Source organism: Myroides odoratimimus, from assembly GCF_004337635.1.
Classification (GTDB): domain Bacteria; phylum Bacteroidota; class Bacteroidia; order Flavobacteriales; family Flavobacteriaceae; genus Flavobacterium; species Flavobacterium odoratimimum.
Genome location: NZ_CP037427.1, coordinates 2,148,845 through 2,165,499, shown reverse-complemented (window position 1 = coordinate 2,165,499; position 16,655 = coordinate 2,148,845). Strand labels below are relative to the sequence as shown.

Annotated in this window: 15 protein-coding genes and 1 riboswitch; of the genes, 5 read left to right on the top strand and 10 right to left on the bottom strand. The window is 33.3% G+C overall.

Annotated features, from left to right (window positions below; translation table 11 throughout):
- From E0Z07_RS09925 to E0Z07_RS09905, 5 genes are all read right to left on the bottom strand, one after another.
- On the bottom strand, positions 1–2,361 hold the full coding sequence (locus tag E0Z07_RS09925; protein WP_131540631.1) for a TonB-dependent receptor: 2,361 nt from the start codon (positions 2,359–2,361) through the stop codon (positions 1–3).
- Positions 2,362–2,723: 362 nt separating this feature from the next.
- Positions 2,724–3,200 carry a hypothetical protein gene (locus tag E0Z07_RS09920; RefSeq protein WP_131540630.1) on the bottom strand — a complete coding sequence of 159 codons (477 nt, stop codon included), beginning with the start codon at positions 3,198–3,200 and terminating at the stop codon, positions 2,724–2,726.
- Positions 3,201–3,233: 33 nt separating this feature from the next.
- Positions 3,234–4,184: an NAD(P)-dependent oxidoreductase gene (locus E0Z07_RS09915; protein ID WP_131540629.1), complete on the bottom strand. Its 951-nt coding sequence runs from the start codon at positions 4,182–4,184 to the stop codon at positions 3,234–3,236.
- Positions 4,185–4,204: 20 nt separating this feature from the next.
- Positions 4,205–5,272: a 3-phosphoserine/phosphohydroxythreonine transaminase gene (gene serC, locus E0Z07_RS09910; protein WP_131540628.1), complete on the bottom strand. Its 1,068-nt coding sequence runs from the start codon at positions 5,270–5,272 to the stop codon at positions 4,205–4,207.
- Positions 5,273–5,373: 101 nt separating this feature from the next.
- Positions 5,374–6,432 carry an acyl-CoA reductase gene (locus E0Z07_RS09905; RefSeq protein WP_131540627.1) on the bottom strand — a complete coding sequence of 353 codons (1,059 nt, stop codon included), beginning with the start codon at positions 6,430–6,432 and terminating at the stop codon, positions 5,374–5,376.
- A gap of 74 nt (positions 6,433–6,506) precedes the next feature.
- On the opposite strand from E0Z07_RS09905, the gene E0Z07_RS09900 reads away from it, so the two are divergent.
- Positions 6,507–6,857 (top strand): 4Fe-4S dicluster domain-containing protein, encoded by a 351-nt coding sequence (locus E0Z07_RS09900; protein ID WP_006256958.1) that lies wholly within the window; start codon positions 6,507–6,509, stop codon positions 6,855–6,857.
- 230 nt (positions 6,858–7,087) lie between these two features.
- Entirely contained in the window at positions 7,088–7,315 is a 228-nt protein-coding gene (locus tag E0Z07_RS09895) for a hypothetical protein (protein WP_006256959.1), read from the top strand.
- A gap of 116 nt (positions 7,316–7,431) precedes the next feature.
- Here E0Z07_RS09895 and E0Z07_RS09890 read toward each other — a convergent pair whose 3' ends face one another.
- The 5 genes from E0Z07_RS09890 to E0Z07_RS09870 all read right to left on the bottom strand — a co-directional run bounded on the left by E0Z07_RS09890 (position 7,432) and on the right by E0Z07_RS09870 (position 13,349).
- Positions 7,432–8,268, bottom strand: a complete 837-nt coding sequence (locus tag E0Z07_RS09890; RefSeq protein ID WP_131540626.1) for a hypothetical protein — start codon at positions 8,266–8,268, stop codon at positions 7,432–7,434.
- A gap of 142 nt (positions 8,269–8,410) precedes the next feature.
- Positions 8,411–9,244 (bottom strand): hypothetical protein, encoded by an 834-nt coding sequence (locus E0Z07_RS09885; protein WP_233445948.1) that lies wholly within the window; start codon positions 9,242–9,244, stop codon positions 8,411–8,413.
- A gap of 209 nt (positions 9,245–9,453) precedes the next feature.
- Positions 9,454–10,275, bottom strand: coding sequence for a hypothetical protein (locus E0Z07_RS09880; protein ID WP_131540624.1), 822 nt, complete (start codon positions 10,273–10,275; stop codon positions 9,454–9,456).
- A 655-nt stretch (positions 10,276–10,930) separates the two neighbouring features.
- The gene (locus E0Z07_RS09875; protein ID WP_131540623.1) at positions 10,931–11,329 is read right to left on the bottom strand and encodes an acyl-CoA thioesterase; all 399 of its coding nucleotides are present in this window, start codon (positions 11,327–11,329) and stop codon (positions 10,931–10,933) included.
- Between the two features lie 200 nt (positions 11,330–11,529).
- A riboswitch (cobalamin riboswitch) is annotated at positions 11,530–11,722 on the bottom strand.
- Between the two features lie 133 nt (positions 11,723–11,855).
- Positions 11,856–13,349, bottom strand: coding sequence for a hypothetical protein (locus tag E0Z07_RS09870; RefSeq protein ID WP_131540622.1), 1,494 nt, complete (start codon positions 13,347–13,349; stop codon positions 11,856–11,858).
- Between the two features lie 145 nt (positions 13,350–13,494).
- Here E0Z07_RS09870 and E0Z07_RS09865 point away from each other — a divergent pair, with 145 nt between their 5' ends.
- The 3 genes from E0Z07_RS09865 to leuD are packed head-to-tail and all read left to right on the top strand — an operon-like array spanning position 13,495 to position 16,655.
- Positions 13,495–14,670: a 2-isopropylmalate synthase gene (locus tag E0Z07_RS09865; RefSeq protein WP_131540621.1), complete on the top strand. Its 1,176-nt coding sequence runs from the start codon at positions 13,495–13,497 to the stop codon at positions 14,668–14,670.
- A 13-nt stretch (positions 14,671–14,683) separates the two neighbouring features.
- Positions 14,684–16,087: a 3-isopropylmalate dehydratase large subunit gene (leuC, locus tag E0Z07_RS09860; protein WP_131540620.1), complete on the top strand. Its 1,404-nt coding sequence runs from the start codon at positions 14,684–14,686 to the stop codon at positions 16,085–16,087.
- The gene (gene leuD, locus E0Z07_RS09855) at positions 16,071–16,655 is read left to right on the top strand and encodes a 3-isopropylmalate dehydratase small subunit (protein ID WP_131540619.1); all 585 of its coding nucleotides are present in this window, start codon (positions 16,071–16,073) and stop codon (positions 16,653–16,655) included. The genes leuC and leuD overlap by 17 nt, the downstream gene beginning before the upstream one ends.

Here is a 16,655-nt window from a genome sequence, read left to right as displayed (position 1 = left end):
TTATAAATTATATCTCAGTTTTAAAGTAACTGAACGACTTGGTTTTTGTAAACTGAAGTTGTCATACAATGTTTTATTAGCTAAGTTCTTTACCTCTACTGCCACATTATATCTTCCATCACGAATAGCATAGTGCAAACTGATATCTTGTGAGAATTGCTCCGGTATATATCTCTTATACTTAGCGATACCAGCACTTGGCGCATATAAATAATACTTTTGTACATACATCATATTATAGTCTAAACGCAAACTATTCTTAGATCCAAATACTTCTTTAAAATTGAATGACACCATCCCATTTCCATATAGATATGGGATATTAGCGACTCTATCTCTATATAAAGCACTCACTTCATCAGAATTATTCTCATACTTCATATCGTTTAAAATATCTTGGTAAGTAACATTAGCCATCACAGAGAAGAAATCTTTGTAGCTATATCTTATCTCTCCATCAAAGGATTTTACTAATACCCCACCGATATTTCTATTTACTTTTTGAGCTGCAGTACCTTGCCCTGTATTAACTTCCTCCTTTATATAATCTTTAGCTTTTCGATATAAGAAATTTGTCTCTACCCTAAATTGGTTTACTTCATTAATAGTAAATCCATACTGAACTCCCACATTGAAGTTATTACTAGACTCTGGTTTTAGATTGTAATTAGAAGCTAAGTTTACCTCATCTCCAAACATCTCATACGCTTCTGGCATACGTATACTGTGTTCAAAAGAACCTTTTACTTGTAAATCAGGTAGTATATTATAAGCTGTAGCCATCCCATATCCAGTAAAGTTCTGTCTATTGTCTTGGGTAAAATAAGTCTCGTTATAATAGCGTTCTGAGTAATTATATTGAAAATACTTTTTTAAAAATGCTATCGCATTCCACTTTTCATTATGAGTATATTGGTAACTAAAACCAAGGATAGCCTTATTAGATTTCTTAGGTAAATTATTATTCTTTAATGTCGCATCTAATAGATCCTCTCCTTTTCTATTAAATAAAGACAGATTATAGTTTACCGCAAACAGATGATGCTCATTTAATGCATAATTCGCATTAGCGATTACCGATCCATTATTATTCTTATACTTAAACCTTCTTCTCTCTATTTCTCCTCCTTCTTTCTTTAAAGTATTTTTTATAATATAATCTCCATCCCAGTTATACAATCTATTCATGGTATCTATAGCTTGTTCACTACCTAGATTATAATTTGCATTTACAGACACATTCAGATTCTCTACTAAGAAATCTCTCTTTGTATAACTAAGGCTAGGCAAGATTAAATCTCCTTTTGTAAAACGACCTCCATAGACATCTTCCATTCTATTCCCAGTCTGAATTTGATTGTAATTCTTTCCTAATGTAATGCCAAATAATAACTCATCGGCATACCACTTATTCACCATACCTCCTTTTAGGACGATTCCTTCATTGTGATAACGATCGTGGAAACGACGAACTCTCTTTGGCGTAAGTACTCCTGTTTCAAAATTGTGAACATCTACATCCACTTTATAATCATTGTCAGAATAGTTCTGATATGCGTTTAATTGAAACTTATATCCTTTATCTGTAGTCATTCCCATGTTCACAGATGAACGCACAGTATTAAAAGAACCATAAGATACTGTGGCATCTAGATATTTGCTCTTCGTATTTTTTGTAATAATATTTAGAGCTCCACCTAAAGCATCTCCTCCTAAACTAATAGGAACTACCCCTTTATAGATCTCTATTCGCTCTATCATATTTACAGGGATATTGTTTAGTTGAAAAGAAGATCCTACACCTTCTAAAGGAACACCATCTAAGTAGAATTTGATCTGATTCCCACTAAAGCCGTTTAGAGCAAAATTAAAGTTAGAACCAAGTCCTCCTTCTTCACGCACACGCACTCCAGCACTTCTATTCAATATTTGATTGACATCAGATACTGTATTAGCTAGAGCTTTTACTTCTACAGCGTTAACAGTATAAGCACTTTGTCTTACTTTTTCACTAGCACTCTTAGCTTTAATACTAATTTCACTTAATTGCTGTTGTTGCTCTTTTAATTTTACTGACAGCACTTTAGTAGTTTCTTGATCAAAAGTAATAATGCTTTTAAAAGAACTATATCCCATAAAACTAATCTCTATGGTCTCTTTTTTATTTGGAACTTTAAATTCAAAGTTTCCTTTTTCATCAGTCTGAGTAGACTGATTAGATTCTATACCAACGACAGTTGCATAAGCTATTGGTACATTTTTTTCATCTAACACTTTTCCTTTTACAGAATAAGCCAATTGTTGGGCATGGCAGAAAAGGGCAAAAGAGAATAAGAACGTAAGTAGTATATATTTTTTCATTTAAGATTGAATTGCTCAAAAGACACTAGAAAACAGATAATCTGCCTTTTGATTACTATATGTTGAATATTTAACTAAAATGTCAGTCACAAGGAAGAGTTTATCATTCCTCTTAAATATTTAACAGCTATTTATGTACTCCATAATTAACAACAACTTTTCAATAACCTAAAATTCAATTAATTGCAAAAAAAACAAGTATTAATTATTATTTAGACTAACTTTATATAGTTGCAAATATATAGTAAATCTTAACATAAAATCAAGTTATGAGAACTTTTATTTTTAATAATTCTAAATAATACAAAAAGGCGGTTACTCACTATGTGAATAACCGCCTTTATATTAATGCGTTATAACGACTAGAACAATCCTTTTAATTTATCGATTGCTCCACCTAATCCTTCTTTTCCTCCTAGTAAAGATCCCAACATGTCTTGTGCTCCTCCTTGTCCTAGTCCACTAAGGATTGTAGACATATCAAAACCTGATTCTCCTCCTTGTATTTTAGCTACTATAGCTGATACCACTTGCGGCACTACACCATTAGCAAAACTTCCTGCTACACCTTCTGATAAACCTAATTTACCAACTAATCCACTGATAAGGTTACCTATCATACCTGTTACGATAGGATTAGATGCAATATTAGAAGTTTGACCTGATAATAGATTAGTCAATCCACTAATATCTCCAGAGCTAACACTATCCTTTAATCCATTGATAATACTGTCTCCTGTTTCTTTAGTAACTGCACTTGTAAGATCTGAAGTGATCCCTCCTTTAGCTACTTCATTAGAACTGATTTGTTCTACTAATTTTGTAATTTGCTCTAACATAGTTTTATTTTTTTAGATGTATAAAACTACTTATTATTTTCGCAATACTTGCATTTTATCGAAAATTTCATCCCATATTAACACTTTACTTTCATCTGTAGAAGCATTAATATTAGGCGATAAAGAAAAAGCGGGTTGCATCAGCACTTGAATAGCTGGATGAGGCTCCTCTTCAAATCTATCAATCCCAGCAAACAATACAGTTTCAGCATTTACCACATCCACTAAATCTACTTCGTTAACCGCCTCTGGGTAAGCACAATTAATCACTCCTATCAAGTTATGAGCATGACTAAACGCTTCTTTATCTAAGATATACTTTTGATAATGCTTAGTATGAATAGTGACAAAATGAGAATCGTGTAATAATCTATGCATATCTGTAGAAGCTAGATCTACTCTAAAAAGTATTCCGTTAGGCAATACAAAGTCAGCTTTAACCTCTGGAACAGAAGCATCTGTATACAATACATTCATCCCTAAGGCTAACGCCTTTTGAGCAACCTTCTCACCTGCTGCATTTAAACCAATAATTCCAAGTGTCTTACCTGCTAGTTCAATGCCATTACTATATGACTGTTGTAGAAATTTAAAGCTAGCATCTCCTTCTAAAGGCATATTGCGGTTCGACTCTTGTAATAGACGACAACCCGAAAACAAATGTGCAAATACTAACTCTGCAGTAGCATTAGACAGTGCTTCTTCTGCCCATATTACCTTAATGCCACAACTTTTGATATAATCTATAATATCTAAATCTATCAAAGTACCTGCAAAAACAATAGCCTTTAGATGAGACATCTCATCTATCATTTTTTTATTCAATAAAGTCCCCTGCTGTAACAACAGAACCTCTATTTCATTTTTACTTGTATAGTTAACTAACTGTTCGTGAGCTACACGAACCTCTTTTACTTCAAATCCCAATCCCTCTAAGTCGTTTTTTACTTCTTCTGGGATACCATCATTCGCTAATACTCTCATCTGCGTTATTTGATTCTTTATTAAATCTTTGATTTCATCGTATGTAGCACTTCTACTAGAGCATCTACGCTCTCTTGCTTCAAAGCATTATACAAAGAAGCGCGATATCCACCGGCTACTCGATGTCCTTTTATGTTTGTGATATTTGCCTCTACACATAAAGCATCGAAAATACTTTTCATTGGCTCTTCTTTAAAATCAAAGGTTACGTTCATCTTTGATCGATATACTACATCAGCTAGTCCTACTACGTAATCTAACTCATCTATAGCACCATACAGAGTAGCTGCTTTTTGATTATTAATCTTCTCGATAGCTTCTACACCTCCAAGGCAATCTAACCATCTCAAGTTTAACAAACTCGTATATACAGCAAAAACATTAGCTGTATGATAAAGACTTCCTTTATCGATATGCTCAGCGTAATCCATCATTTGAGGTATCATGCGACCTGACTTACCAAGAACACTATCTTTTATCAAAACAACACTCAACCCTGCTGGGCCTATATTCTTTTGTGCACCTGCATAGATTAGGTCTATTTTATCACAGTCATACACTCTCGAATAGATATCCGAACTCATATCACATACTACTGGACACTCTGCTTTAGGCACATCACTAAACTGCGTACCATATATCGTATTATTAGAGGTGTAATGCACATAGTCTAGTCCTGCAGGAATAACTATATCTTCTGGAATATAAGCATACTTTCTATCCTTGGAAGAAGCTAATATTTCTACTTCACCGAATGTTTCTGCCTGTGCTATAGCCTTAGAAGACCAATTACCTGTATCGATATATCCTGCTCTTGTCTGCATTAGATTATATGGAACCCTTAAGAATTCCATACTTGCTCCGCCTTGTAAGAATAGAGCCGAATACCCCTTCCCTTCAAGTCCCAACAGAGATAGAGCCAAATGCTGCGCTTCTTCTAGTACAGCTATAAACTCCTTACTACGATGAGAAATCGAAAGTATAGATAAACCACTCCCATTAAAATCCAATACAGCATCAGCGGCTCCCTTATATACCTCATCTGGTAATAAACAAGGACCTGCGCAGAAATTATGTACTTTACTCATGTTGTTCTGTTTTTTTGTGATGTCGTTAAATCGTTTAGTCTATAATCCTAAAATTAATCTATCACTTGGCGCGGATTTATAATTCTTGCCATCACTAATCACTACAATCCTAACAAAAACTCAATAGTATCCACATTATCTGCATAATCCCATAACTGTGGTTCTTGTGTCTGTCCAAAAGCAATACTACCTTCTACCAAATTATTAGATACGATACATTGTATTTTATCCACATCCTCAGCCAGTCTCGCTTTTACCTCATTAATATCAGTATAGTACTCATAAAATACAGACGATATAGGTGAAGCATATCCTTTATCTTCTTTCACAGTTAAGAATCCATTATCTAGAATCTTAAACTCACTCATTAAGAATACAGCCTTATTGTAATCATAGTTATTAGAATACTTTTCATATTCGATCACGTCTTTGTATTCAAACATACCTTGATAAAAACTATCAAACACATATCCTTCTGGTACGAATATCTTAGAGACATTACGACATCCTAAGCCATAGTATGTAAACACGTCTTTACCTAAGGCTACCATATCTTCATGACTCTCAGTACCATCTAGAACAGCAACTGAGTTTCTATTCTTGCGTATAATATTAGGGACACTATTAAAGTAATAATCAAAATAACGAGCTGTATTATTACTTCCTGTAGCTATCACTGCATCAAATCCTTCCATCTTTCCTTCAATAAAGTCAAAACGACTAGCAAATCCAGGTTCTACAGCTACTAAATAATTAGCTAAAAAAGGAAGTAATTTCTGGTCATTAGAAGACATTTTTACCTTAGCGATATTACCCGAAATCAATACACTAATAAAATCGTGAAATCCTACTAAAGGAATATTACCTGCTAAAATCAATCCTACGCGCTTATTAGGCTCACTAGAAAAATCATATTTTGAAGTCCACTTATCTAAATTATCTTGTGTCAACGCACTTGCCCAAGAGTTGATCGAGATCACTACTTGTTCTAATGTGAACCATCCATTATAGTTTACTGAGCTGTGAATCAGCTCTTCAAACTTTGAAAAAAATTCATCATTATGACATACATCATTGTTTTTTACAAATTCATTTGCAGCGAATTGGCTCAAAAATTGACCTAACTTAACAAATGCATTTTTTTTAACATCTAAATTCATATTGACTTGTTTGTGAATTGTTTTGGGTGTAAATTTGCATACAAAGTTAATACATATAAAACAAAATATAAGCTATGGCAATCATTATAACAGACGAATGCATAAATTGTGGAGCTTGCGAACCTGAATGTCCTAACACAGCGATATATGAAGGAGCAGATGACTGGAGATATAAAGACGGTACAGCCTTAACAGGTAAGGTAGTTTTACCTGACGGTACTGAAGTTGATGCTGAAGCAGCTCAAGAACCAGTTTCTGATGAGTTCTACTACATTGTACCATCTAAGTGTACAGAGTGTAAAGGATTCCACGAAGAACCTCAGTGTGCGGCAGTTTGTCCAGTAGATTGTTGTATTCCTGACGACAACCATGTCGAAAGCGAAGAAACTCTTTTACAAAGACAAGCATTCTTGCATAAGCACTAAGCAACATATAAAGCTACTCCTAAGGAGTAGCTTTTTTCATTTATCACCATAGCCATAAACTGATATAATACTCTTCTAGCTCAAGGATTCTTGAGCTTTTTGTTTTTGTATTTTGTAACAACACCATACCGCTGTATATAAAAAAACATCTTATAACACTATATTACAATAAGTTATAAAAATATTTTTTATTAACTTTATAGGTAATTAACACAAAAAACAAAATCATTATGAACAAATCTCATGCATTCTGGATCACAGCTATGATCCTTATCACTACCTCAGCCTTTGCAGATAGTCCCTCCATCAAGATATGGGGAGGAGGACTTACACTAGGTTCGCTTATCGCAGTATTTCTATCGTGGACAAGAAACAAGTCTATACTTTGGGCTATTGTCCATTTCTTTCTAGGATGGTTATATGTGATTTATTATTTCTTTAGTAACAATTCTAAATAGCATAAAAAAATAGGCTCTGATGACTACTCATCAGAGCCTATTTTTAATCTATATCTCTATTGAATGTTACACTCAATTAGTTTACATCACCAATCATATTATACCAGGTTAATATCTTATCTTTTATTCACTGCCTTATTAAAAGTAATTGGAACAATCAAATTGCAGTTATAGTAATTTCCATTAATATCTCTATTAAAATGATAATCTTCTAACTTTTCATTATTTAAAGCATACATAATATCTGTCACTAATTCAGTATACATAGCATTATCTGAACTATAATTTCTAGGGAAATCTAATACAAGATTCCACTTTTGAGCTTTATAATCAGATTCAATATTTACTAATATATAATTAGGCACAGAACCACTCTTAGTATAAATAGTATTAGTTACTTTTGTCTTCACTTTTTCAGATAAATCTATCATTTTATCCTTAGGAAACTTAAATCTAGTATATAACAAACAACCATCAGTATTAATAACTTTTCCATCTTCAGAATAGCATTTAATCACTTTTTCTTTATTTACAGTTGTAATCTCTTCTATCAATCCATCCATCAAAAATTGCTTAGTAACAAGTGTAGAACCTTTTTCTTTTTTATTAAGATAGGTTACAACCCTATCCATATAAAGAGTTTCTTCTTTAGTATTTAAATCTCTCTTATATATTTTTGATTTAAACTCATACTTATTATCAGCTAATACACTACCCGTATAGACCACTCTATTTGTCCAAGAATGAGTAGAATCAACCTCAAATCCACCGTTGAAATAACGTGTAAAAGTTATATTCTCATTCTTTTTTAGAATACTCTTAATAATATCATTCCCAAAAAATTTCATTCGACTCTGTCTAAGTGCACTTCCGCCTGGTGTAGTCTGACTATAACCAAGTGAAGATATAACTATAGCTACAAATAATAGCGTTGATTTAAATAATACTTTCATTGAGGTATGATTTAATATATAAAATCAAAACTAGAAAGTATACTCCGTATATCCTAGACATTATCTGACAAAACGGATAAAACTTTAACTTATTATTAATAATTCATACCAAGCTTACATTCTATCATTTAACACACTATAACTATCCATGGTGAGCTATAAATGTGAAAGGAATAGTATAGCTCCGATTATAGAAATTACCGTATAAATCTTTATTAAAGTGATACTCTTCTATTTTTAAACTATTTAGAGCATTAAGAGTGTTAATCACTAAACCTGAGTACAAATGATTACTCACTTTATAATCTCCAGGAAAAGAAAATGTTACAAACCATTTCTTACTTAGATAATCAGCTTCTATATTTACTAAGATATAAGAAGGTACTTTTCCTGTAGAAGTGTACAAATAATTTTGTATTTTCTGTTTTACATCTTCGTAGAAAGCCTCAAACTTATGTCCTGGAAATTTAGAATAAGTATATAGTAGACACCCCTTATCGTTTAACTTAGCTCCATTTTTATCATAACAGCCAATAGTCTCCTTCCCTTTATCATGCTTATACTCTTCTACTAGACCTCCTTTTAAGAACTGCTTTCTTATGTAAATCTGTTTCTTTCCTTTCTTATCTAATAAAGTTCTCTTACTCTCTTCCTCTTTAACTAATTTTCTTGTTTCTATATCAAGCTTATAAGTCTTAGTCAGTAGTAAGTACTGATTATCCTTTAGGCTTTTCCCCGTATACTTTACTACTCTATCCCACGTAGATACAGAATCTACAGCATTTATACTATTAAAGTATCTAGTGAATAATGTATCTTTCTCTTGCTTATTTAACTCTTTTACAATATCATATCCACTTAAAAGTTGCCTATTAATTATAAGCGCATCCGAAGCTGGTCCCCCCTGACCATATCCTAATATTGAAATTAAAAAAAGTATGAAAGCCGTTATTCTATTTAATTGTATTGATCTCATTATCATATCTATTTCTGAATTTTATAATTCAATTCCATATCCTTATAAAATATTTTTTACTTACTTTATTGTCTAAATATCCTTTATTTTAGGTTACTCTAGTTTTAAAAGACCTACTACCTAGATACCTATTACTATTCTCTTAGATCATCCCTTCTACAAAGCATTATATTTTTGATCATGTAAAGTCCTTTAGTCTCTAGCTGCTCCTATCTTTTAAAAATCAATGGGATAAACATAGTTCTATTATAATAATTACCATTAATATCTTTCTCAAAATGATACTCCTCTAATTTCTCATTATTCAATACATGAGCTATAGCAGCTACTAAACTAGTATGCATATCAGAACCTAACCTATAATCCTTAGGAAAGTCTAAAGCTAGATTCCAACGCTGACTCTCGTAATCTGCCTCAATAGCCAATATGATATAACGTGGTAATTTACCTCTACTGTTGGTAATTAAATTAGTTATTGTTTTTTGTAAATTGCGTTGAAACTTTTCTGTTTTTTCAACTGGGAAAGGAGTTTGAGAGTAGCGAAGGCATCCTGTTTCATTCAGCACATTTCCATCCTTATCTATACATTTGGCAGTGTATTTTTTATTCTGATGAACTATTTCTTCTACCAGTCCCTCTAACAGATATCTTCTATTCAGTATATAAGTAGCATCTGATTTATTCTTATGATATATCTTCTCACTTTCAGTATTTAACTTTAGCTCCCCCCCATTCTTTTCTTTAAGCATACTCTGGGCAGACAGCTTATATTTATTATCGTCCAGTTTTTCTCCTGTGTACGTTACTTCCTCTCTCCATAAACGTGTAGAGTCTACCAAGAAGCTGCTTAAATAATGTCTCGTAAAAACCGTATCTCTTCCCGCTTTTACTAAATCTTGAATAACATCATTGCCGCGATATACCTCAACACTATCATATTGCTTTACATTTCTTTTCTTTTTTTGACCATATACAGTCATAGTTGTAGTAGCTAATACCATTGCTAATACAATGTTTAATAATCCTCTCATGTGTGATGTCTATTGATTTTTACAAGCGAATCCAAAACTATAAAGTCCATTTCCTAAATCCTAGACATTATCTGACAGATTCACTACTTTTTGGATTTATTCTTAACTTCCTGCTCAAGGAGAATAGTAGGTCAATAAAAGGATACTCGTTCGATTAACAACCTCTTTTCCCCACTAAATACGGTTTATTGTCCACCAACTGTCGAAGGAATCGTAATCAAGCCACTGTCTATAAGACTTTAAGGATATATAATGAAAGTATCCATTCTACACAAATAATAATTAAAAACCTATAAATCAAGACATTAAATAAAAATCACTCTTAAAAAAAATGACTTCTTTTTTTAAAAGAATAGCTCATTACAGGGCTTTAAAGAGCCTTTTAGCAGAAAAAAAGAAGTATAACCTATAAAAACTCTTCATAAAAGGTCAATTATTGAATCAAAAAGTAAAAAAGTGAATTTATTATTTTTAAGATTACACCTCTTATAAAAAGTTTATTCATTGGCTTAGATGTCTACAAAGAGCCCCATGTTTAGATCTTAAAGACTAGATTAAAAAGAGTCTAAAAAAATGGGGATAGACACTAACCTGTCTATCCCCCTACCAAAAACTAAAAAATGTAAGATGCTTACAAAATTTACTTGTATAAAACCTAGTCTAATATAGATATCGGTTTGAAATTATCATTTAATGCTACGAGTGTGAATACTCCTGTCACTACCTGGATGCGTTCATCTTCCCTCATCTTCTCTCTGTACACATTGACACGGATGCGAATACTCGTATTACCGATAGACTCTACCTCGCCTACCATTTCTACTAATGAGCCTGCTGGTATTGGCTTGCTGAAGTCAATCTTATCGCTGCTAACAATCACAAAGTTCTTTCTACAAAAACGCGTAGCGGTCATAAATGCTGTCTCAGTCATCATCATGATTACTCGTCCACCGAACATGGTATTATGATGATTAGTAGTATCTGGAAATACTACCTTAAAGACACTAGTGATTGCCTTCGATTTGCGTTCTTCTATCTCTGTTTCTATTAACATAGTTATATTCGTTAATCCTACAGTATTCAGACAATACTATAGACTAGATAGAGAACTATCAAACTGCTATTCGAAAAAATGATTTGGAATTAAATGAAAAGGTACAATGTGCTTATCCAAGATTATACAGCCTATAATCTCATGGATTAAATAATAAACACATTCCAACTTGACATAAAGCTCTAAACCGCGAAAGCATAGTCTATAAACAGAATTAGGCAGGTCTCCTGACTTGTAACTATTTTTTATCGTCCTTCCCATTACTTAAGTAATAACAGTGGATCACTTGGATAAAAAACTAATGAGTTACTTACAGTTGCGCGACAGTTCGTGATTCTCACACGATTCCCTTTTCATATACAACTAAGTATAACCTATTTCTATGGAATTAATACTGTATTATTTTCTAATACTGTGGCGAAGATAGTAATTCTTTTGAAACATACAACACATTTTAATCAAACAAAGCCACATAAACAATGAAGTCTATATGGCTTTTATCAATAAGTAAGTCGATACATCTATGTTAATCTATTTTCTTCTTTGCCCAATTTAGAACATCTATATAGAGAATACTTCTTACATAGAATCTATTCTTATAAAGTTCTTCAGTTTCTTTTACAAATCGCTCTAACACCCCCTTTTGATCTTTAATTGAAGCGCCCAATAGCCCTTCAAACAAACTCATAAAGGTATCATGTATCTGTGTTCTATTTTTCATCTTTTTCATCAAGGCTCTATTAGCTTTAATAAAGTCCTCATAATACTGATCATGTCCAGACTCATACTGCGCCATTAGAGACAAGATACGAGTATGAAATAGTAAATCTTCTTGTACAGAATAGTCATTTTTGCTCAAAATACGCTCTGTATAAGCAAGTGATTCCTCATACTTCTTGTACCCAAAATACAAAGAAGCTACTTTAAAATATAGAATATGGAAATGATGTTCATCAATCATATTTCTATATTCATTAATACCACGCTGTAATTGCTTTACAAAAAGTAAACTTCCGTTATAAGTCTGCTGTATAAACTCTATATTCAACTTATTACTAAACTGTAATAAGAATCGCTGAGAATCAATATTCATAGACTGAGGGAAGCTCTCTAGAGCCAATTGTTCTTCTAATTTAGCATTCCAATAGATGTATTTATCCACAGATTTAAACAACAGTAAAATCTTAAATAGATAAGAATTTCCTTTTAAATACCACACAGGATGACTCTGTATCATCTTAGGGTGTTCATAGAATAGCGTTACCCATAGCTTAGCATATTTATAAGCATTGTGGTAATCTTGAATTAAAAAACATAGCCACACATGCGCTTTAAAGTACCACAACTTCTCTCTAAAGTTAAGCATCTTCACATCTATATCTAACAACTGATCACTAAAACGTGTAATCAACTCTTGCTTATCTTCCTCGCTCTTAGCATACCCTGAGGTAAGCATCTCGTTATAGAACTTCAGCGATAGATTAGACAGTTTGGTTGCATAATAGTTTTGTATAATCAGGTCATTAGACTGTGCGATAAGCTCATCAGCACGCCCTGTAATACTACGAGTGATATACTGAGATTCGATTACCTTTTCTAGTTCTATAATCTCTAAGGCAAGGCTCTTCTCTTCTACATCTAAAGCGATTTGTTTTGCCTTGTCCAATATTTTTAAACCTTGTTTATGCAAGCCTTTTTGATATAAAATGGTAGCAAAATCTAATTGTTCACGTATCTGTATTCTTACATTTTTCTTACTGGGATTCATGCGAAGACTAGCCAAAATAGCTTTATACAGATTTGCTTTTAAGTTAGATAGTTGTTGTTTACTTGTTATCTTCTGTCTGAGAATAACTTGTTCATCGTATTCCTCCATCTTATCCATGGCATTAAACAAAGAGATGAATTTAGCATCTGCATTATTCTGCAACCTATTCACATATAAAGTAAATTGACGTTTCTCTGACCTTGTCAAAGATTTTATCAATATAAATAACCAGTCTTTTCCCCAATTTGACATTGTAATAAAAAATATTTTAACAAACTAAAAAACAACAACTTAGGTATTGAAATCAGTTTTTTAACATTGTAGTTTTTGTTTTTTTGATAAAGTTAACAAAAAGCTTTTATACACTTTTGTTTAAAGTTATTTAAAAACATAAAATATGAAAACTGAAAAGATTGAGATTTTTGACACCACATTAAGAGACGGAGAACAAGTACCTGGTTGTAAACTAGATAAACAACAAAAGTTGGCTATTGCTCAGCAACTCGATGAATTAGGTGTTGATGTAATTGAGGCAGGTTTTCCTATTTCTAGTCCTGGTGACTTTGAGGCTGTTCAGGCGATTAGTAAAATCGTTAAAAACGCTAAAATATGTGCACTTACTCGTGCGAATACAAAAGATATAGATTCGGCTGCTAAAGCACTAGAATATGCACAGAGACCAAGAATACACACCGGTATCGGTACATCTGACTCACATATAAAATATAAGTTTAACTCTACACAAGAGGCTATTATAGATCGTGCAGCAGAAGCTGTAGCTTATGCTAAAAAATATGTGCATGATGTAGAGTTCTACGCTGAAGATGCTGGAAGAACAGATAATGCTTATCTAGCGAAAGTATGTGAAGCAGTAATCCAAGCTGGGGTGACAGTGATCAATATTCCGGATACTACGGGATACTGCCTACCTACAGATTATGGAAACAAAATCAAGTATCTAAGAGATCATGTCAGAGGAATAGAGAACGTCATCCTATCATGTCATTGTCACAATGATCTAGGAATGGCAACAGCTAATTCTATAGCCGGAATAATCAATGGTGCTAGACAGATAGAATGTACGATCAACGGTATAGGTGAACGTGCAGGTAATACTGCTCTAGAGGAAGTGGTCATGATTTTAAAACAGCATGAAAATCTAGGCTTTCATACTGATATCAATACAACGATGTTAAATCACTTAAGTCAGCTTACCTCTTCTACGATGGGAATGGTAGTACAGCCGAATAAAGCTATCGTAGGTGCAAATGCCTTTGCTCACAGTTCTGGCATTCATCAAGATGGAGTGATTAAACGACGAGATACTTATGAGATTATAGATCCTAAAGATGTGGGTATAGATGCTTCTTCTATCATTCTAACAGCACGTAGTGGTAGGTCAGCTTTAGCGTATCGCTTCAAGAATATCGGATATGATGTAACTAAAACTGAACTAGATACTTTATACGAATATTTCTTAGGCGTAGCAGATACTAAAAAAGAAGTAACTGAAGTAGACTTATTTGCTATCATGAATATGTACACACAAAACCAGATTATTAAACACGCCTAAACAAACAAAGAAAATGAATAAAACACCAAAAACATTATTTGACAAGGTATGGGATGCCCATGTCGTAGAAAGTATTGAGAACGGTCCGGATATATTATATATAGATAAGCATCTAATTCATGAGGTAACGAGTCCACAAGCCTTTGATGAACTAAAGAAGAGAGATATCCCTGTCTTTAGACCACAACAAATCATCGCTACTGTGGATCACAATGTACCTACTCTAAATCAAGAATTACCAATACAAGATCCTTTATCAAAACAGCAAGTAGAACAATTAGCAATTAACTGTAAGGAAAACAACATTACTTACTATGATTTAGGACATCCATACCAAGGGATAGTGCATATTATCGCACCCGAACTTGGTATTACTCAGCCAGGTATGAGTATGGTCTGTGGAGACAGTCATACTTCTACTCATGGCGCATTTGGAACCATTGCATTTGGTATTGGAACCAGCCAAGTAGCACAAGTTTTCGCTAGTCAATGTATCTTAATGAATAAGCCTAAGACTATGCGTATCACCGTAAGTGGTAAACTTAATGCCCACGTACAGCCAAAAGATGTGATCTTATATATCATCTCTCAAGTAGGTACAGATGCGGGTACAGGATACTTCTGTGAATATGCTGGTAACGTATTTGAAGAGATGAGTATGGAAGGAAGAATGACTGTCTGTAATATGAGTATAGAGATGGGAGCACGTGGAGGAATGATAGCTCCTGATGAGACTACCTTTGACTATGTAAAAGGTAAAACCTTTGCGCCTCAAGGAGAAGAATGGAATCAAAAAGTAGCATATTGGCAGACGCTACCAACAGATAAAGATGCAAAATTCGACTGTGAGTATCACTTCAATGCTGAAGATATAAAGCCGATGATTACTTATGGTACTAACCCAAGTATGGGAATAGACATAGATACGTTCATTCCATTCAATAAAAATGAGTCTGAAGAGAAGGCTCTTAATTATATGGGGTTAATACCTGGTCAGGCTATTGATACGATACCAATTAAACACGTATTTATAGGTAGTTGTACGAATGCTAGAATAGAAGACTTTAGGGTAGCTGCTTCTTATATTAAAGGAAAACAAATTTCTAAAAACATCAATGCGTTAATAGTACCTGGTTCACAGAAAGTAGTGGCTCAGATTAAAGAAGAAGGACTAGACACAGTGTTCCAAGAAGCTGGTTTTATCATTAGACAGCCAGGCTGCTCTGCCTGTCTAGCAATGAACGAAGACAAAATACCTTCAGGTGAATTCTGTGTATCTACATCGAATAGAAACTTCGAAGGAAGACAAGGACAAGGAGCTCGCACTTTATTAGCAAGCCCTTTGACTGCCGCTATCGTAGCTGTAGAAGGAAAGATTACTTACTCTAAAATGAATGAATATGCAAGCCTTAACTAAGATAACATCTACTGCTACTCCATTAGCAATAGAAAATATAGATACAGATCAGATCATACCTGCTCGCTTCTTAAAAAGTATAAACAGAGAGGGCTTTGGTGATAATCTATTTAGAGACTGGAGATACAACAATGATGGCAGTGAGAAAAAAGACTTCTCTCTAAACAATCCTAAATACGCTGGTGAGATATTAATCGCTGGTAACAATTTTGGGTGTGGTAGTAGTAGAGAACACGCAGCATGGGCATTATCTGATTATGGTTTTAAGGTCATTGTGAGTAGTTACTTTGCTGATATCTTTAAAACGAATGCGCTAAACAATGGTGTACTTCCTATTATGGTAAGTAAAGAATACCTCTCTTACTTATTTAATGAAGTACAAAACAACCCTAGTGTACAGATAGATGTAGATGTAGAACAACAATCTATTACTGTCAATAATCAAAAAGAACACTACGAACTAGATCCTTATAAGAAAATCTGCTTATTAAATGGTTATGATGATATAGACTTCTTAATTGCTAAAAAGGATGCAATAAAATCCTTTGAACAAACTAAATCTTACTAG